Genomic DNA, 17,010 nt, shown 5'->3' with positions numbered 1-17,010 from the left:
TAGATACCGTCTTGTTGCCCATTATGCAAGCGCAAAATTGGGGTCGAAAGGTTTATTCGATTTCAGAATGGCAAAGGCGATATGGACGAGTTTGCGCATTGAAGCACAGGCGATGGCCATGCCATTCTTGCCGCGTGCAGCCAAGCGTTCGCGGAAAAGGCGGATGACGGGATTGTGTCTTCCCGCGACCACGGCGGGCATGTATAGCTTCGCGCGCAACATCGGATCACCCATCTTGGAAATGCGGGTTTTGCCTTTCCACTTGCCGGATTCGTTCAAGGCGGGATTGAGTCCAGCAAAGGCGACAGCTTGCTTGGCGGTGGTGAAGCCGTAGTGATCGCTCAAAGCGACCATGAGGTGGGCAGAGGAGGCTTCGCCGATGCCAGGAATCGTTTCCAGCAAAGCGCGCCGGTGCCTGAGATCAGGGTCTTGATCGATAAGACGTTGAACGCGTTCGCGTGTGGTTTTAAGCGCCTGCTCCAGATGTGCCAAGACGGCTCTGATGGATTCGGCAATCGTGGGGTCAGCCGTATCCAGTCTGTTTTTCTCCATTTGCTGCATTTCCAGCAGGTCTTCGATCCGGCGTAATAAGGCTTGCAGTTCGCGGATATTGGCAGGTGGCGGCGTCCACAAAGGCGGTTTCTTTTCCTGGGCATACCGGGCGATCAGCTTGGCGTCAGCCTTGTCGGTCTTGATTCGGCTCAATTCGCTCTTGGCGAATCCCTTGATTCTGGCAGGATTGACGACAGCCACCGGATAGCCTGATTGGGCCAGGCATTCGGCCAGAGGGATGCTGTAGGCGCCAGTCGCTTCCATGCAAACCGAGGGCTTGACGCCGCCGAACGTCGTCAGCCAGACGATCAAAGCGGCAAAACCTTCCGGCGTGTTGTCGAATTTTTTATGCTTGTATTTGCCGTTCTCCAGGCGGGCAACATCGAATTTATGCTTGGCAATATCCACACCAACCGTCACTTGGGACATCTTTAAACACTCCAAAAAACTATATAAAATCAATAAGATCAATTTTAAGGCATACGCCTGGTTCAGCCTTAGATCATACAGGCTCTCCCGGCGAAACGGGGGCCTACGCATACCGTACGAACTTATGAGGCGGATGAGGGAAACGGAGAGCGAAATCTACGCAGCAGGCTCGAAGCCTCAGGGTACGCCCGGCTTCTCCGCTTCCCGCCCGGTGATCAGCCGGGGATTTTATCCCTAATTGGGTAAAATCGAGATATAAGGGTACGCAGCGCGTACCTTGCCGGAACTCGCTGGCAGATTAGCCCGGCGCCCTTCTCGACAAAAGCCTTTTAAGGTCGTAATGATAAATAAAGCCCGGCAGGGCAAAGACTAAAAACAGGCATAAGGTCGCGACATAAAACTCCCAGCCCTGAACATGCCGCGTACCGGTCAGCTTATATTCGAGAGCGACAGACAAAGCGCCTGCCAAGACATACATCGCCAGCCATTCCAGCCAGCGCAGCCAGGCGTTTTTGTCCCGTTTGAAAACCATGAGAAAGCGATCGCTGACCCACGGTATATTGGCTGCGACGAAGGCAGCCAATATAAAGAAGCCATAAAGTCCTGCCGGCGCCATCAGCCTTTCGGTCTCATGTGCGGGAACAGCAGGACATCGCGGATTGACGGCGAATCCGTGAACAGCATGACCAGGCGGTCAATGCCGATGCCCTCGCCTGCAGTCGGCGGCATGCCATGTTCCAGCGCGACAATATAATCGGCGTCAAAGTGCATGGCCTCATCGTCGCCAGCTTCTTTTTCCTCGACCTGTTTCTGGAAGCGCGCCGCCTGGTCTTCGGCATCATTGAGCTCGGTAAAGCCGTTAGCGATCTCCCGGCCGCCGACGAAGAACTCGAAACGGTCCGTCACATGCGGGTCGTTGTCATTGCGCCGCGCTAGCGGCGACACTTCGACCGGATAGGCCGTGATGAACGTCGGGTTCATCAAACGATGCTCGACGGTTTTTTCGAAGATTTCGATCTGTATCTTGCCCAGGCCGTAACCGTCCTTGACTGGAATTTTCAATTTTTCCGCAACCTTAGCCGCCGCCTCGCGGTTATCGATATCGGCCGGCGTCAAATCGGGATTGAAATGCAGAATCGAATCGAACACAGTCATGCGATCGAACGGCTTGCCGAAATCGTACTGCTCGCCTTGATAAGTAATGATCGTCTTGCCTAGCACGTTTTCGGCCAAGCCGCGCAGCATCTCCTCGGTTAAATCCATCAGTTCATGGTATTCGGCATAGGCCTGGTAGAATTCCAGCATGGTGAATTCGGGATTGTGCCGCGTCGATAGGCCTTCGTTACGGAAATTGCGGTTGATTTCAAACACGCGCTCGAAACCGCCTACAACCAGGCGCTTTAAGTACAGTTCCGGCGCAATGCGCAGATACAAACCCATGTCCAGCGCATTGTGGTGCGTCATGAAGGGCCTTGCCGTGGCGCCGCCCGGAATGGCCTGCATCATGGGGGTTTCCACTTCCAGGAACTGGCGCTCGATCAGGAACTGGCGAATGTAGGCGACGATCTTGGAACGCACCAGAAACGTGTTGCGCGATTCTTCGCTCATGATCAGGTCCAGATAGCGCTGACGGTACTTGACTTCCTGATCGGTGAGGCCGTGGAATTTTTCCGGCAACGGGCGCAAGGCCTTGGTCAGCAGGCGGATATCATCGACCTTGACGCTGAGTTCATCGGTCTGGGTTTTGAACAGCACGCCTTCCGCGCCGACGATGTCGCCGATATCCCACTTTTTGAACTGTTCGTTGTAAAACCCTTCCGGCAGCGTATCGCGGGTCACGTAAAGCTGTATCCTGCCGGACATATCCTGAATATGGCAGAAGCTGGCCTTGCCCATAACGCGGCGCGTCATCATGCGGCCGGCGATCTTGACGCGAACAGGATCTGCTTCGAGCTCCTCCTTGGATTTCTCGCCGTATTCGGCCAGCACTTCGCCGGCAACCACGTTGCGGCGGAAGTCGGTGGGGAATGCGATGCCGTTTTCGCGCAATTCACTCAATTTGCTGCGGCGTTGTCTGATCTGTTCCTGTTCGTCCCGTTCAATTTCTGACATGTGTATCTTGACTCTTATCGTTATAGGATGGGCGCAAGTTTCGCGCCCATCAGGTGTATTTTCTGTTTGCTATAAATTTCGTGATTACTTACAGTCCGCTTTTCAGGCTGGCTTCGATAAACTGATCGAGATCGCCGTCCAGGACCGCCTGCGGATTGCCGGTTTCGACGCCGGTGCGTAAATCCTTGATGCGCGACTGGTCCAGCACGTAAGAGCGGATCTGGCTGCCCCAGCCAATGTCCGATTTGGTATCTTCCAAAGCCTGCTGAGTTTCGCTGCGCTTGCGCATTTCCAGCTCGTACAGTTTGGCCTTCAACTGCTTCATGGCCGTATCGCGGTTTTTGTGCTGCGAGCGGTCGCTCTGGCATTGCACGACGATGCCGGAGGGATTGTGCGTGATACGCACGGCCGATTCGGTACGGTTAACGTGCTGGCCGCCGGCGCCGCTAGCCCGGTAAACGTCGACGCGCAAATCCGCCGGGTTGATGTCGATGTCGATATCGTCATCGATTTCGGGCGATACGAATACCGAAGCGAATGAGGTATGACGGCGATTGCCCGAATCGAACGGCGATTTCCGGACCAGGCGGTGCACGCCTGTCTCGGTACGCAGCCAGCCGAACGCATAGTCGCCTTCGAATTTGATCGTGGCGCTTTTGATGCCGGCGACATCCCCGGCCGATTCCTCGATCAGTTCGGTCTTGAAGCCTCTGCGCTCGCCCCAGCGTAAAAACATGCGTTCGATCATCGAGGCCCAATCCTGCGCCTCGGTGCCTCCGGAACCGGCCTGAATATCCAGGAACGCATTGTTGGCATCCATTTCACCGGAGAACATGCGGCGAAATTCAAGCTCGGCAACCTTTTTTTCCAGCTGTTCCAGATCGTCCACGACCGTATCGACGGTTTCTTCGTCATTTTCTTCCACAGCCAGGGCCAGCAGCTCTTCCGCATCGGCCAAGCCATGTTCCAGTTCCTGAATCGTATTGACGATCGCTTCCAGCTGGCCGCGCTCCTTGCCCATGGCTTGCGCCACTTCCGGGTTATCCCAGATTTTCGGGTTTTCCAGTTCCCTTAGGACTTCGACCAAACGCTCGCTTTTGGTTTCGAAGTCAAAGATACCCCCTAAGGGCATCACCACGGCTTTTCAGGTCGGCTATTTTATGCTTAATCGGATTTATTTCTTGCATGGGGCGTTATTTAACCAAGACGTTCGAAACCGGACGCTATCGACAAGCTCCGGCCAGTGAAAATTCAAATAAAGAGCGGAATTATAAACTATAACGCCGTTCTGTTCATGCAGAACTTAATGACTGATGCGCGGGGTTAATTGTATAAATCGGCGCGTCAATCCCAGCGATCATCCCTGACTTGTACTTTGCCGTTCTCGATGCGCACCGGAAAAGTGTCGATATCCTCATAGGCGGGCGGAGATTTTACGGCGCCGGTTTTCACGCAAAAGCGCGCGCCGTGACGCGGGCAGATAATCTCGCAGCCTTCCAACTTGCCGCTGGCGATTTCCGCGCCGTCGTGCGTGCAAACGTCCTCAATGGCATAGAACTGGCCCTCAATTTTAAACACGGCCACATCGGTTCCATCGACATCGACGACGATATGCTCACCTTCAGCCAGTGCTTTTTGATCGATTACGTTTATCCAGTCGGACATTTTTTCACCTTAACTATTTAATACAGGGGGCAAGCTCATCAATTAAGCAGGAAAGGTACGCAGTGCGCACCCTACGGCTACTTTAAATACACATCGAACCTGAGCAATTTGCCTTGAAAACTCTCGCTCGGCTTGCCGCCTAACGGCTCGGCATAGTCCGGGCTCTTGACCACGACGCGTTTTCCGGCCGCTTTCAAGGCCGCCTCAAAAAGCAGTTCCTTATCCTGATCGTCACCCAACAGATCGCGCAATACCATCATCGTTTTTTTGGCCAGCGCCGATTTCTTCCGCTTGGGCGGAAACATCGGGTCCAGATAGATGCAATCGGGCGGCGTTTCCAATGCGGCCAGGATTTCAATGGCATCGCCGGCCAGCAGTCGGGGCGGCTCCAGATTCAGCCGCTGCATCCAGTCCAGCGCGGCCAGGCGCTTGAATCCGTCAGACAGCAACTCGGCCATGACCGGCGAGCGTTCTATACACTGCAACTCGTAGCCCATTCGGAAAATATGCAGGCTGTCCTGCGCCCAGCCCGTTGTGGCATCGACGACAGTGCGGGTTTTACGTCCGAGCGCGTGCGCCAAGGCGTCTTGCTTCGGTGCCGGCCATGAGCGCTGCTCGCCGCTACGCGGCTCAATATCGACGGACAAGCCGCCTTTCTTGAACAGCTCTCTGTCGAGCAATTTTAATGCGCCATCTCGCCAGGTCAGCAAAAAAGCTTCGGGAATATCTTGCGCAAGCCCCTGATAAAGCGGCACGCCCAGCCGCGCAGCCAGTTGCTGATACGGCAACAGATCGCCATTGCCTTCATAAAGAACGGCAAGCTGGCCGACATAGGGTTGGTTGATTATGTTCATGCCTTGCAAAGACTCGATAGAGAAGGTACTTGGCCTCGCAGTAGCATTATGCTGCGGCTTGTGGGTCGAATGAATTCGACCCTACAATGCAAAGAGCGGGTGTCCGCCCTTGCAGTTTATATGCCCAAGCGCTTACGTTCTGGCTTATTCAGTGGAAATCGATTTTTTCTCGTTCTTTAACGCCGCATCGAGCGTATGCCAGGCCAGCGTCGCACATTTAACGCGCGCCGGGTACTCGCGCACGCCGGCCAGCACGGCCAGTTTGCCGACTGCAGCCAAGCTCGCCTGTTCGTCCTTGCCGGTGGTCATCTCGTGGAACTGTTTGAACAACTCTTCGGCTTCCTGCTCGGTTTTGCCCTTGATGATTTCAGTCATCAGCGAAACCGATGCCGTGGAAATGGCGCATCCCGAGCCCTGAAAACTGGCGTCCGCAATCACATCGCCGTCCATCTTCAAGAATAATGTCAAACGGTCGCCGCACAGCGGATTGAAGCCTTCCACCTGCCGGTCCGCATTTTCCATGACACGGAAATTGCGCGGGTTTCTGTTATGGTCAAAAATGACCTCTTGGTAGAGGTCGCGTAAGTCATCAAACATATAGGTTCTCTGTTAAATTCGGTAAACGAGGAAAGTTCTTTTTGAACTGATTAGAGACCAACTATTTCAGCCAAATACCTCAATCAAGGATTTTATCCCCTGCATCAGCACGTCGATTTCTTCCTTGGTGTTGTACATGGCAAATGAAGCTCTTGCCGTAGCCGGAACCTCGAAGAAATCCATCACCGGCATGGCGCAATGGTGCCCCGCCCTGACCGCGATGCCCAGACTGTCCAGCATGGTGCCGATATCGTGCGGATGAATCCTGTCGAGCACGAAAGACAGAATCGCGCCTTTGTTTTCGGCCTCGCCGATAATGCGCAGCCCCTTGATCTGCCTGGCCTGTTCAGTGGCGTAAGCCAGCAACTCAGCCTCGTAAGCGGCGATGGCTTCCATGCCGACTTCATTCAGATAGTCGATGGCGGCGCCGAGCCCGATCACATCGGCAATGCTGGGCGTGCCGGCTTCAAACTTGTACGGCAGCACATTATATTCGGTTTCTTCGAAAGTAACCTTGCGTATCATGTCGCCGCCGCCCTGATACGGAGGCATGGCTTCCAGCAGCGCCTGCTTGCCATATAAGACGCCGACGCCGGACGGACCATACAATTTATGGCCCGAGAAAGCGTAAAAATCGCAATCCAGTTCCTGCACGTCAACCGGCATGTGCGGAATGGCCTGCGCGCCGTCCAGCAATACCGGAATGCCCTTGCTGTGCGCTGCGGCAATGATCCTCTTGACCGGATTGACTGTGCCCAGGGCATTGGACATATGCACGATGGAAACCAGCTTGGTTTTATCGTTCAGCAGTTTTTCAAATTCATCGTAAATCAATTCGCCTTTGTGATTGATCGGTGCGACTTTTAATACCGCGCCGGTCTGTTGGCACAGCATTTGCCAGGGCACGATATTGGAGTGATGCTCCATGGCGCTGATCACGATTTCGTCGCCGGCCTTGATATTGGCCCGGCCGAAGGTCTGGGCGACCAGGTTGATGGCTTCCGTCGTGCCTTTGACAAAAATAATCTCTTTGTCGCTGGCCGCGTTGATGAAATCCTTGACCTTGATCCGCGCCGCTTCGAACTGATCGGTGGAACGCACGCTCAACGCATGCACGCCGCGGTGCACATTGGCGTAATTGTGGCGATACAAATGCGAGATAGCGTCGATGACCGCGTTGGGCTTCTGGCAAGTGGCGGCATTGTCCAGGTAAACCAAGGGTTTGTTGCGGATTTTCTGGTCCAGAATAGGAAAATCAGCACGAATTTTTGCTACGGGAAAATGGGTCATAACTTTAAATATTTCCAGAGTTTATGCGCTGCTGGGCCAGCAGCGCCACATACTATTTATCTTGATTAACTTGAAAAATGCCGTCTCGGCTTACAGCCATTCCTTTTTGACGCCTTCCTGTGGGAACCGCGCCAACACCTGCTCCAGAATTCTATCGTGCAGACTTTTGATCTTGACCTTATCGACCATCTCGTTGGCAAACGCAAAAGTCAGCATATTGCGGGCCGTCTCCTCATCAACGCAGCGCGATTGCAGGTAAAAAATCGATTTCTCATCGAGCTGGCCTACCGTCACGCCATGGCCGCATTTGACGTCATCGGCGTAAATCTCCAGCTGCGGCTTGGTGTCGACTTCGGCATCTTCGGACAACAGCAGATTGCGGTTATTCATTTCCGAATCGGTGTTCTGCGCATCCTGCGCCACAATCACGCGCCCCTGGAACACGCCGCGCGCCCTGTCGCCGAGCACGCCTTTGTAGACTTCGCGGCTGATTCCGCGCGGCTTCAAGTGGTTGATGCGCGTATGGTTGTCGATATGCTGGCGTTTGCTGCCTAAAAACAGGCCGTTCAGCTCGCATTCGGACGCATGATCGAGATCGGTATGGATATCGCTGCGCGCCAGCAGGCTGCCAAAGGCGAAGTTATGGTGCCTGAACCGCGCGTCGCGCGCCTGCTTAACGTAAATGCCGCCGAAATGGTAAGCCTTCTCGGACTCGCTTTGCTGTTTAAACAGGGTCAGATCCGCATTAGGCCCAACGAACACTTCGGTAACGGCTGCCGACAGATAAGCCTGATCCAGGCCGACGAACGTCTCTATAACTTGCGCCTCGGCCATGTCATCGACAACGACGACGTTGCGCGTTGCGGCCAGCGTATCGGCCTGCGTAGCAATGTGCAGCAACTGCACCGGTTTAGCCAATACCTGTTTAGCCGGCACATGCACAAACAACCCATCGGTGAACCAGGCCATGTTGAAAGCGATGAAACTGTTCTCCTCATTCGCCACGGCGCGGCCCACATGCTGCTCCAGCAGCGCAGACTGCGAATTCAGCGCCTCGGCCATGCTCATCACGGAGACCGACTCGGGCAGACCGTCCAGCACCGATAATTCAGCTGAGAAATGTCCGTCAATCAACACGACCGACCAGGCATCTTCCAGTTGGTGCTGTTTCAGCCAGTCCGCGTCAACGCTACCGGCCGTTAAACCGGTGACCGGTTTAAACAGCTTTTTCTCGATCGCGGACACATTCGTGTAACGCCATTCTTCTTCGCGCAGCGACGGAAAACCGTGCACTGAAAATGCCGCCAGCGCCTCGCTTCTTAATTGCTGCAGCCAAGGCAGAGATTGCCCTGGCAAAGCTGGCGCTATGGTTTGATATTCAGCCGTATAACGGCTTGCTGTTGCTGTAGTCATCAAGCAGCCTCAATCCAACTGTAACCTTTCTCTTCCAGCTCCAATGCCAGCTCGGGACCGCCGGATTTGACGATTTGCCCGTGAGCCAGTACATGCACGAAGTCCGGTTTGATGTAATTCAGCAGACGCTGATAATGCGTCACCATGACAAACGAGCGCTCCGGCGAACGCAAGGAGTTGACGCCATCTGCAACGATTCTCAGCGCATCGATGTCCAGACCCGAGTCGGTTTCATCGAGAATGCACAATTTGGGCTCCATTATCGCCATCTGCAGAATCTCGTTGCGTTTCTTTTCGCCGCCCGAAAAACCTTCATTGACGGCGCGGTACAGGAACCGTTCATCCATCTCCAACAGACGGACCTTGTCCTTGACCAAGGTCAGGAAATCCATCGCATCGACTTCCGGCTGGCCGTGATGTTTGCGAATGGCGTTCAGCGCTGCTTTCAATAAGTAAATATTGCTGACGCCCGGAATTTCTACCGGATACTGAAAGGCCAGAAATACACCTTCACGCGCGCGGATTTCAGGCGCCATGTCCACCAGATTCTTGTTCTGGTAAGTGATAGAACCTTCCGTTACGGTATAACCGCTCTTGCCTGACAATACATGCGACAGAGTGCTTTTGCCGGACCCGTTCGGCCCCATGATGGCGTGAATCTCGCCGGCATTGATCTGCAGATTGATGCCTTTGAGAATGGGCTTGTCGCCTACGCTGACGTGAAGATTTTCTATGCTGAGCATATTTGTTTTACCTGACTATAAAAATTATTTGATGGTTTACGCCAAAGCTATGCCAATCATTGGCTCGCGCTAATTACGCATACAATAAGCGCCCTTTCGGTTCCGGAATAGAACGCCCTAACTCCTTGGCCGTTTCCATCCATTCATTGATCACTTGTTCAGCATTTCGAACGGCCTCTTGGTAACTATTGCCGTCCGCCATACAGCCCGGCAATTCAGGAACCTCAACAATATAAGACTGATCTTGCTCACTCCAATAGATAATCATTTCGTACTTACTGGTCATGTTTCAACCCCAAATGATAATTCACAATAATTTGCCTCACTTGTTTGACCTGATAGGCTTTCGCCATGGCGCCTCTAGGCTGTAAATTCAGAATTTCAGCAATACCATCACGAGTAAAAATATGATGATCGCCGTGTATCCTGACATCAAACTGTAACCGTTGCAGCAACTGCATAAGTTCCAAAAACGAAATATTATTATCGGAACGTCCGCTCAATAGCTTGGTGAGTAATTTATCGTACTTGCCCACTAGCCTACCGAGCCTTCCAGACTCAATCCCAGTAAAGCCTGCGCCTCAACCGCAAACTCCATCGGCAGTTCCTTGAACACTTCCTTACAGAAGCCGTTCACGATCATCGACACGGCGTCTTCCGCCGACAGGCCGCGCTGCTGGCAGAAGAACAGCTGGTCTTCGCTGATCTTGGATGTCGTCGCTTCATGCTCGACCTGCGCCGAAGGCTGCTTGACTTCGACATACGGGAACGTATGCGCGCCGCATTTATCGCCGATCAGCAAGGAGTCGCACTGCGTATAGTTGCGCGCATTCTCGGCATTCTTTAACACTTTGACCAAGCCGCGATAAGTATTCTGCGCACGGCCGGCCGAAATGCCTTTCGAAACAATCGTGCTGCGGGTATTTTTGCCAATGTGGATCATCTTGGTGCCGGTGTCGGCCTGCTGAAAATTATTGGTCAGCGCGACCGAATAAAACTCGCCAATCGAATTGTCACCGGTCAAAATGCAGCTGGGATATTTCCAGGTGATCGCCGAACCGGTCTCCACTTGCGTCCATGAGACTTTGGAGTTTTCGCCGCGGCAGTCGGCCCGCTTGGTCACGAAATTGTAAATGCCGCCCTTGCCTTCCTTATCGCCCGGATACCAGTTCTGCACGGTGGAGTATTTAATCGTCGCATTCTTCAAGGCGACCAGCTCGACCACGGCCGCATGCAGCTGGTTTTCGTCGCGCATGGGCGCCGTACAGCCTTCCAGATAACTGACATGGCTGCCTTCGTCGGCAATGATCAGCGTTCTTTCGAACTGTCCGGTATTGGCGGCATTGATGCGGAAATAGGTCGACAATTCCATCGGGCAGCGCACGCCTTTCGGAATGTAGACGAATGAACCGTCCGTAAACACGGCCGCATTGAGCGCGGCAAAGAAGTTGTCGGTATGCGGCACGACCGAGCCCAAATATTGCTGGACCAGTTCCGGATAGTCGCGCAGGGCTTCCGAAATCGGGCAGAAAATAATGCCGGCATCTTTCAGCTTGCCTTTGAACGTCGTTGCCACCGATACGCTGTCAAACACCGCATCGACAGCTACGCCGGCCAGCCGCTCCTGTTCATCCAGGGGAATGCCCAGCTTCTTGTAGGCTTCCAGCACCTGCGGATCGACTTCGTCCAGGCTTTTCGGGCCGTCTTCCTTGCGTTTGGGCGCTGAATAGTAGCTGATATCCTGATAATCAATCGGGGCAAAATTGACGAAAGCCCAGGTCGGCGACTGCATGGTCTGCCAGTGACGGAATGCCTTCAGCCGGTATTCGAGCATAAACTCGGGCTCGTTCTTGACTTTGGACAGCTTATGAATGACGTCTTCATTCAATCCGGGCGGGAAAGTAGTGGTTTCCAGCTCGGTCACAAAGCCCTGTTTGTATTCCCGGCCAATCAGCTTCTCGATTTCTTTCGCACTTGTTGACATAAACAACTCTAAATTTAACGATATAAACTGGTCACCGGAATGAAAACCTCTTCCGGCACGACGGTAGGTCTGATCAAATCCGCCAGAGTCACGGACTCCAGGGCATTATGAATCGTCCGGTTAATTACTCCCCAGTTGCTGCGAATATCGCAGCCCGTAGCCTGCTCGCAGCCTTGATGGGAAATACTGCATTCGGTCAGCGCAATCGGCCCTTCCAGCGCGCTGATAATGGCTGCCACGCTGATTTTCTCGGGAACTCTGGCCAATGCATAGCCGCCTTTGGCGCCGCGCGTGGAAATCAGCACATCCGCTTTCACGAGCAGTTTCAGAATCTTGCTGACCGTCGGTAAAGCAATACCCGTTGCCGCCGCTATTTCCATAGCCGCATGCACATGCGATCGATCTCTTGCCATAAAGCTCAAGACAACCGTTGCATAGTCAGTTAATTTGCTCAGCCGTAACATACCTACCTCTCTAATTAAGGACTATTTTAGTCCTATTTAATTCCGTAGTAAAGAACTTGGTTATTGTCAAGGTATCATCACAATAATCAATGGCTGTTCCAGTATCTGCTTTCTGTCGTCCGCATGGTATGCACGATTAGTGATTCTTTGCCGGCTTTGACAAAAATCGCGCCTTGATCGGCAACATTCAGCCACTTCGCTTCTATGTCCTGATAGCGCTTCAATACGGACTGATGGGGAAAGCCGAATTGATTGCGATAGCCGGCTGGAATGAGTACATAATCGGGATGAACGGTTTGCAGAAACGTCGAAGTTGATGAGGTTTTACTGCCGTGGTGCGCTGCGATCAGCACATCCGTCTTTAGCTGCTCGCCATAAGCCTCAACCAGCCAGGATTCCGCCGCCGCTTCGATATCGCCCGTCAACAGCACAGAGCCCTTATCAGACTGAATTCTCAGGACGCAGGAATTGTCGTTTTCTGAAACGAAATTGGACGAGCGCGGCGACAACATCATGAATGTCACGCCATCCCAATGCCAGGACTGCCCTGCCGCACACGCAACGGGCGAATGGCCGCTTAGCTGCTGCGGCACACTGGTAAGCACTTGTTCGGCCTCAATGCCTGCCAGTAATGAGTCGGCGCCGCCAATATGGTCATTATCGCCATGGCTGATGATCAGGCTATCGATTTTCTCGACGCCCTGCTGACGTAAAAAAGGCAGCAGCACGCTCTGGCCCATATCGCTTTGCTCGGAAAATTTCGCGCCGGCATCGAACACAAGCACATGATGGGATGTTTGCACGACCGCCGACAGACCTTGACCGACATCCAGCAAGGTCATCCTGAAACCGTCCGATTCAAGGCGTTCCGATTCCGTAAAGGCCAGCGGCAGAAACATAGCCAACCCCAGCCAACGGGCCGGCATGCCGGCCGGCGCAAGCATGACCAGCACACCCGGCACGGCGAAGCACAATGCCCAGAGCGGAGGCTGCGCATGATTGATTACGGACAGAGGCGCCGCCGCCAATTCGTTCAAAATCCACCACAAACCCTGCAGCACGGTATCAACGAGAAAAAACAGCTTACCGGCCAATGCCGGCCATACAAACACCGTTATCACCACCAGCAGCGACAGCGGCACAGCCAGAAAACTGACAACGGGCACCGCAATCAGATTAGCCAATGGCGCAATCAACGAAATCTGCTGAAAAAACAACAATGACAACGGCGATAAGGCCACGGTCGTAGCCCAATTTATCTTTATGACGCCTTCCAGATAGCCAGGCCTGCCCAGGCGCCCGCCAACGGCATAGACAATCACTGCCACAGCCAGAAATGAAAGCCAGAACCCTGCCGACAGGACGGCCGACGGGTCCAGCAATAAAACCGCGAACAGAGCGACGGCCAATGTGTTGAAGGAATGGGTATTGCGCTGAAGAACAACGGCAGCCATGAAAATAGCCAGCATGACCACCGCGCGCTGTGTCGGTATCGAAAATCCGGCCAATGCCGAATACAGGATGCCGGCGACTAATGCCGACAATGCGGCAACTCGTTGAGGCGGCCAGGCCAACAGGTTCGTCCATGCCCAGCACCTGAGCACGATAAAATAAACCAGTCCGGCGATCAAACCGATATGCGAACCGGAAATCACCATCAGATGGAGCGTGCCGGTCTTACGAAAAACCTCCCATTGCGCCTGCGGGATACTGCTGCCATCGCCAATAGCCAGCGCTTTGACAAGCGCCACGCTCTGACTGTCGCCCAACTGCTGCGACAACCGGTCGATTATAAGCTGCCGCCCTGCCGAAATACTGTACCAGGCCGGCTCGTCAGACAGCAGTACAGGCGCCGGACTGTTGCGCACATACCCTGTCGCACCGATGCCCTCCGTGAACAGCCAGCGCTCATAGTCAAATGCGCCGGGATTCAAATTGCCATGCGGGCGCTTCAACTTGACCGTAAACGACCATTGCTGGCCAGCCTTAATCCCATGTTTGGGGTAATACCAGCTTAATTTAATTTTCGAAGGCAGATCCCGGGCGGAATCGGTAACAACAAAATCGAAGCGGGCGCGCTTTTCATCCTGTTCCGGCAAATCGGCAATGATGCCTTTAACGGGTATGTCGATTCCTTCAAGCGATTGGGGCAGCCTGTCCGACAGCCTGTTCATTGCAAACAGCACCGCCCATAAAACGCCCATCATGAAAAACAGCCCCCGCCAAAAGCGCCACCATGCCATCAAACCGGCGATGATTGCGCCGGCCGCTAGCCACTCGGCAGCCGGCAACGTCGGCAACTGCTGGACCAGCAAAACGCCAGCTAAAAATAACAGCGTGGAAACGAGCATTCTTTCCTGGTATTTTGGGGTCGACAAAAACCTGATAAACTTGATGAATTAAGCAACTTTGCAATGCAGACATAATGCCCAAAAAACTGATACAAAAATACCTGCCCAAACCCGAAACAATTAAAAATCATAAAAATCTTCAGTTTCTAGGCGACAGGCTGCATGACCCCAACCTCTGGCATTTAAACCGCCGGTCCGTGTCTATGGCAGCGGCTGTAGGTCTTTTTGTAGCCTGGATTCCAACGCCGGGACAAATGGCCATCGCAGCCGCAGTGGCATTTTATCTCAGAGCCAACCTGCCGATTTCCGTCGCGCTGGTCTGGATAACCAACCCCTTAACCATGCCGCCGATGTTTTATTTTGCCTATCTGGCCGGGCTTTGGTTCTTAAATGAACCCTCGCCCAGCGAAGACTTTGAGTTCTCGATAGACAGCATCATGACAGGGATCGGCAATACCTGGGAGCCGTTTCTTGTCGGCTGTCTGGTCGTGGGTATTATGTGTTCAACCGCCGGATACTTCGGCGTCAATGAATTCTGGCGCTACCATGTCATGAAAAAATGGACTGAAAGAAAGCAAAGATAAGCGCAGAAGTTGCGGTTAAACAAGCGCACAGCCTGTTTAACCTTCATCTTCAAGCGACTATCACGCCGTCTTCCATATGCAGCACCTTACCCATCCTTGATGCCAGATCATGATCATGGGTCACCACCAGAAAACTGACATTCAGCTCCTGGTTTAACTCCAGCATCAACTGGTAAATCTGGTCCGCTGTCTTGCTGTCCAGATTGCCGGTCGGTTCGTCGGCCAGAACGCATTTGGGCTTGTTGATAAGCGCCCTGGCTATGGCCGCACGCTGCCTCTCTCCGCCTGATATTTCCCCGGGCTTATGTTCGATACGATGCCCCAGCCCTACCCGCTGCAATAACTCTATGGCGCGGACGCGCGCCTCTTTTACCGAAAGACCTGCTATCAGCAAAGGCATCGCCGCATTTTCCAATACGGTAAATTCGCCCAGCAGATGATGAGACTGATAGATAAAGCCCAAGGAACTGTTTCTTAACTTGGCTAGCCTTGTTGCGCTGACTTTATTCAGATTGACGTTGTCGAGCACAACCTCGCCGCCGCTGGCTTTTTCCAGGCCGCCCAACAGATGCAGCAAGGTGCTCTTGCCGGAACCCGAGGCGCCCATGATGGCGACGCGGTCACCAATTTCAATGCTCAGGTTGACGCCCTTGAGGACTTCAACGTCCAGCCCGCCCTGGTTGTAGCGTTTGGTTAATTGCCGGCATTCCAGAATGCTAGTCTTATTCATATCTCAGAACTTCCGCAGGATTGATTTTGGATGCCTGCCAGGCAGGATAAATGGTCGCAGCCAGCGACAAAAAGAAGGCCATGCTCGCGATCACATAGACATCTGTCCAGACCAGCTTGGAAGGCAATTGACTGATGTAGTACACATCGGCCGCCATGAACTGAACCTGAAACAATTTCTCAATGGCCGGCACTATCGTTTCAACATTTAACGCCAGCGCAACGCCGCCTATGGTGCCGCAAAGCGTGCCGACGGCGCCGATGACCGTGCCCAGCACCATAAAAATGCCCATGACCGAACGCGAAGTCAGCCCCTGGGTTTTCAGAATGGCGATATCGCCGCGCTTGTCGGTGACCACCATAACGAGCGTCGATACGATGTTAAAAGCCGCTACGGCCACTATCAACAGCAGGATAATAAACATGACCCGCTTTTCAGTCTGAATCGCGCGGAAGAAGTTGCTGTGAGCCTGAGTCCAGTCGCCGACCCGGTATTCATCATAGAAATCGGCCGCCATGGCGCGCGTGATCTTGGGCGCATTGAACAAATCGTCCAGCTTGATCCTGAGCCCTGACACCGAATCGCCTAAACGGAACAATTTAGCGGCGTCATCAATATGAATGATTGCCAGGTTGCGATCGTACTCATACATGCCGACTTGAAAAATGCCCGTCACGGTGAACCGCCGCATGCGCGGCAAAATGCCGGCCGGCGTCGGATTAACCTGCGGAGTGATGATGGTGATTTTGTCGCCGACGATAACGCCCAGATAACTCGCCAGTTCCGCGCCCAGAACAACGCCAAACTCACCGGGAACAAGTTGAGATAGCTGCCCCACTTTCATTTTGTTGGCGACATCCGAAACAGAAGACTCATATTCAGGCAAAATCCCGCTCAACAAGGTACCGCTGACGCGCTGGCCGGAATTAATCATGACTTGCCCGTCGACAAAAGGGGCGGCCGCCTCAACATGCGGATATTGTGTGATTTTCGGTTGCAATTCCCGCCAATTATCCAACCGGCCGTATTTGCCGGTGATCGTGGCATGCGAAGTCATGCCGAGAATCCGCTCGCGCAGCTCGGCTTCAAAACCATTCATGACCGACAACACCGTAATCAGTGCCGTGACGCCAAGAGCTATCCCCAAAACAGAGGTTAATGTGATAAAAGAAATGAAACGAGTACGGCGTTTGGCTCGCGTATAGCGCAAGCCGATATAAAAAATAAGCGGTTTAAACATGG

Annotated in this window: 18 protein-coding genes; 1 reads left to right on the top strand and 17 read right to left on the bottom strand. The window is 53.5% G+C overall.

Annotation, left to right across the window (positions count from 1 at the left end; translation table 11 throughout):
• Positions 1–21 precede the first annotated feature (21 nt).
• The 15 genes from ACTNE6_RS07625 to ACTNE6_RS07555 form a co-directional block, all read right to left on the bottom strand.
• Positions 22–981, bottom strand: a complete 960-nt coding sequence (locus tag ACTNE6_RS07625; RefSeq protein ID WP_194971213.1) for an IS110 family transposase — start codon at positions 979–981, stop codon at positions 22–24.
• A gap of 298 nt (positions 982–1,279) precedes the next feature.
• The gene (locus tag ACTNE6_RS07620; RefSeq protein WP_442499206.1) at positions 1,280–1,597 is read right to left on the bottom strand and encodes a DUF2818 family protein; all 318 of its coding nucleotides are present in this window, start codon (positions 1,595–1,597) and stop codon (positions 1,280–1,282) included.
• On the bottom strand, positions 1,597–3,093 hold the full coding sequence (gene lysS, locus ACTNE6_RS07615; RefSeq protein ID WP_442499205.1) for a lysine--tRNA ligase: 1,497 nt from the start codon (positions 3,091–3,093) through the stop codon (positions 1,597–1,599). The genes ACTNE6_RS07620 and lysS overlap by 1 nt, the downstream gene beginning before the upstream one ends.
• Before the next feature lie 88 nt (positions 3,094–3,181).
• Positions 3,182–4,280 (bottom strand): peptide chain release factor 2 gene (prfB, locus tag ACTNE6_RS07610; RefSeq protein WP_194969830.1). Its coding sequence is split into 2 segments (ribosomal slippage): positions 3,182–4,204 and positions 4,206–4,280, totalling 1,098 coding nucleotides; the frame shifts between segments, so codons are not numbered across the junction.
• Between the two features lie 157 nt (positions 4,281–4,437).
• Positions 4,438–4,758 (bottom strand): non-heme iron oxygenase ferredoxin subunit, encoded by a 321-nt coding sequence (locus ACTNE6_RS07605; RefSeq protein WP_442499204.1) that lies wholly within the window; start codon positions 4,756–4,758, stop codon positions 4,438–4,440.
• A 77-nt stretch (positions 4,759–4,835) separates the two neighbouring features.
• Positions 4,836–5,612, bottom strand: coding sequence for a class I SAM-dependent methyltransferase (locus ACTNE6_RS07600; protein ID WP_442499203.1), 777 nt, complete (start codon positions 5,610–5,612; stop codon positions 4,836–4,838).
• A gap of 144 nt (positions 5,613–5,756) precedes the next feature.
• A complete protein-coding gene (gene sufU / locus ACTNE6_RS07595; protein WP_268120300.1) occupies positions 5,757–6,209 on the bottom strand; it encodes a Fe-S cluster assembly sulfur transfer protein SufU in 453 nt (150 codons plus the stop codon).
• Between the two features lie 66 nt (positions 6,210–6,275).
• Positions 6,276–7,499, bottom strand: a complete 1,224-nt coding sequence (locus tag ACTNE6_RS07590) for a SufS family cysteine desulfurase (RefSeq protein ID WP_442499202.1) — start codon at positions 7,497–7,499, stop codon at positions 6,276–6,278.
• A 90-nt stretch (positions 7,500–7,589) separates the two neighbouring features.
• The gene (gene sufD / locus ACTNE6_RS07585; RefSeq protein WP_442499201.1) at positions 7,590–8,912 is read right to left on the bottom strand and encodes a Fe-S cluster assembly protein SufD; all 1,323 of its coding nucleotides are present in this window, start codon (positions 8,910–8,912) and stop codon (positions 7,590–7,592) included.
• Positions 8,912–9,655, bottom strand: a complete 744-nt coding sequence (gene sufC / locus ACTNE6_RS07580) for a Fe-S cluster assembly ATPase SufC (RefSeq protein ID WP_194969836.1) — start codon at positions 9,653–9,655, stop codon at positions 8,912–8,914. The genes sufD and sufC overlap by 1 nt, the downstream gene beginning before the upstream one ends.
• Before the next feature lie 73 nt (positions 9,656–9,728).
• Positions 9,729–9,941, bottom strand: coding sequence for a type II toxin-antitoxin system HicB family antitoxin (locus ACTNE6_RS07575; RefSeq protein ID WP_442499200.1), 213 nt, complete (start codon positions 9,939–9,941; stop codon positions 9,729–9,731).
• Positions 9,931–10,191, bottom strand: a complete 261-nt coding sequence (locus ACTNE6_RS07570) for a type II toxin-antitoxin system HicA family toxin (protein ID WP_442499199.1) — start codon at positions 10,189–10,191, stop codon at positions 9,931–9,933. Before ACTNE6_RS07570 ends, ACTNE6_RS07575 begins: the two co-directional genes overlap by 11 nt.
• Complete coding sequence (gene sufB, locus ACTNE6_RS07565) at positions 10,191–11,639, bottom strand: Fe-S cluster assembly protein SufB (RefSeq protein ID WP_442499198.1); 1,449 nt, start codon at positions 11,637–11,639, stop codon at positions 10,191–10,193. Before sufB ends, ACTNE6_RS07570 begins: the two co-directional genes overlap by 1 nt.
• Positions 11,640–11,653: 14 nt before the next feature.
• Positions 11,654–12,103 (bottom strand): SUF system Fe-S cluster assembly regulator, encoded by a 450-nt coding sequence (locus ACTNE6_RS07560; RefSeq protein ID WP_442499197.1) that lies wholly within the window; start codon positions 12,101–12,103, stop codon positions 11,654–11,656.
• Between the two features lie 86 nt (positions 12,104–12,189).
• A complete protein-coding gene (locus ACTNE6_RS07555; RefSeq protein WP_442499196.1) occupies positions 12,190–14,454 on the bottom strand; it encodes a DNA internalization-related competence protein ComEC/Rec2 in 2,265 nt (754 codons plus the stop codon).
• A gap of 74 nt (positions 14,455–14,528) precedes the next feature.
• On the opposite strand from ACTNE6_RS07555, the gene ACTNE6_RS07550 reads away from it, so the two are divergent.
• Positions 14,529–15,038, top strand: a complete 510-nt coding sequence (locus tag ACTNE6_RS07550; protein ID WP_442499195.1) for a DUF2062 domain-containing protein — start codon at positions 14,529–14,531, stop codon at positions 15,036–15,038.
• Positions 15,039–15,087: 49 nt separating this feature from the next.
• On the opposite strand, the gene lolD is transcribed toward ACTNE6_RS07550, so the two are convergent.
• Both lolD and ACTNE6_RS07540 read right to left on the bottom strand, forming a co-directional pair.
• Positions 15,088–15,768, bottom strand: coding sequence for a lipoprotein-releasing ABC transporter ATP-binding protein LolD (gene lolD / locus ACTNE6_RS07545; RefSeq protein ID WP_434484905.1), 681 nt, complete (start codon positions 15,766–15,768; stop codon positions 15,088–15,090).
• Complete coding sequence (locus ACTNE6_RS07540; protein WP_442499194.1) at positions 15,761–17,008, bottom strand: lipoprotein-releasing ABC transporter permease subunit; 1,248 nt, start codon at positions 17,006–17,008, stop codon at positions 15,761–15,763. The genes lolD and ACTNE6_RS07540 overlap by 8 nt, the downstream gene beginning before the upstream one ends.
• Positions 17,009–17,010: the final 2 nt, after the last annotated feature.

The organism is Methylobacter sp. sgz302048 (assembly GCF_052162025.1).
Classification (GTDB): domain Bacteria; phylum Pseudomonadota; class Gammaproteobacteria; order Methylococcales; family Methylomonadaceae; genus Methylobacter.
Note: the sequence above shows the minus strand (reverse complement) of the source record. Positions and strands in the feature narration are given on the sequence as shown.

Excerpts from the sequence above, each read along its gene's own strand:
- ACTNE6_RS07625 (WP_194971213.1), bottom strand. The coding sequence starts at position 981 with ATGTCCCAAGTGACGGTTGGTGTGGATATTGCCAAGCATAAATTCGAT.
- ACTNE6_RS07620 (WP_442499206.1), bottom strand. The coding sequence starts at position 1,597 with ATGGCGCCGGCAGGACTTTATGGCTTCTTTATATTGGCTGCCTTCGTC.
- lysS (WP_442499205.1), bottom strand. The coding sequence starts at position 3,093 with ATGTCAGAAATTGAACGGGACGAACAGGAACAGATCAGACAACGCCGC.
- ACTNE6_RS07605 (WP_442499204.1), bottom strand. The coding sequence starts at position 4,758 with ATGTCCGACTGGATAAACGTAATCGATCAAAAAGCACTGGCTGAAGGT.
- ACTNE6_RS07600 (WP_442499203.1), bottom strand. The coding sequence starts at position 5,612 with ATGAACATAATCAACCAACCCTATGTCGGCCAGCTTGCCGTTCTTTAT.
- sufU (WP_268120300.1), bottom strand. The coding sequence starts at position 6,209 with ATGTTTGATGACTTACGCGACCTCTACCAAGAGGTCATTTTTGACCAT.
- ACTNE6_RS07590 (WP_442499202.1), bottom strand. The coding sequence starts at position 7,499 with ATGACCCATTTTCCCGTAGCAAAAATTCGTGCTGATTTTCCTATTCTG.
- sufD (WP_442499201.1), bottom strand. The coding sequence starts at position 8,912 with ATGACTACAGCAACAGCAAGCCGTTATACGGCTGAATATCAAACCATA.
- sufC (WP_194969836.1), bottom strand. The coding sequence starts at position 9,655 with ATGCTCAGCATAGAAAATCTTCACGTCAGCGTAGGCGACAAGCCCATT.
- ACTNE6_RS07575 (WP_442499200.1), bottom strand. The coding sequence starts at position 9,941 with ATGACCAGTAAGTACGAAATGATTATCTATTGGAGTGAGCAAGATCAG.
- sufB (WP_442499198.1), bottom strand. The coding sequence starts at position 11,639 with ATGTCAACAAGTGCGAAAGAAATCGAGAAGCTGATTGGCCGGGAATAC.
- ACTNE6_RS07560 (WP_442499197.1), bottom strand. The coding sequence starts at position 12,103 with ATGTTACGGCTGAGCAAATTAACTGACTATGCAACGGTTGTCTTGAGC.
- ACTNE6_RS07555 (WP_442499196.1), bottom strand. The coding sequence starts at position 14,454 with ATGCTCGTTTCCACGCTGTTATTTTTAGCTGGCGTTTTGCTGGTCCAG.
- ACTNE6_RS07550 (WP_442499195.1), top strand. The coding sequence starts at position 14,529 with ATGCCCAAAAAACTGATACAAAAATACCTGCCCAAACCCGAAACAATT.
- lolD (WP_434484905.1), bottom strand. The coding sequence starts at position 15,768 with ATGAATAAGACTAGCATTCTGGAATGCCGGCAATTAACCAAACGCTAC.
- ACTNE6_RS07540 (WP_442499194.1), bottom strand. The coding sequence starts at position 17,008 with ATGTTTAAACCGCTTATTTTTTATATCGGCTTGCGCTATACGCGAGCC.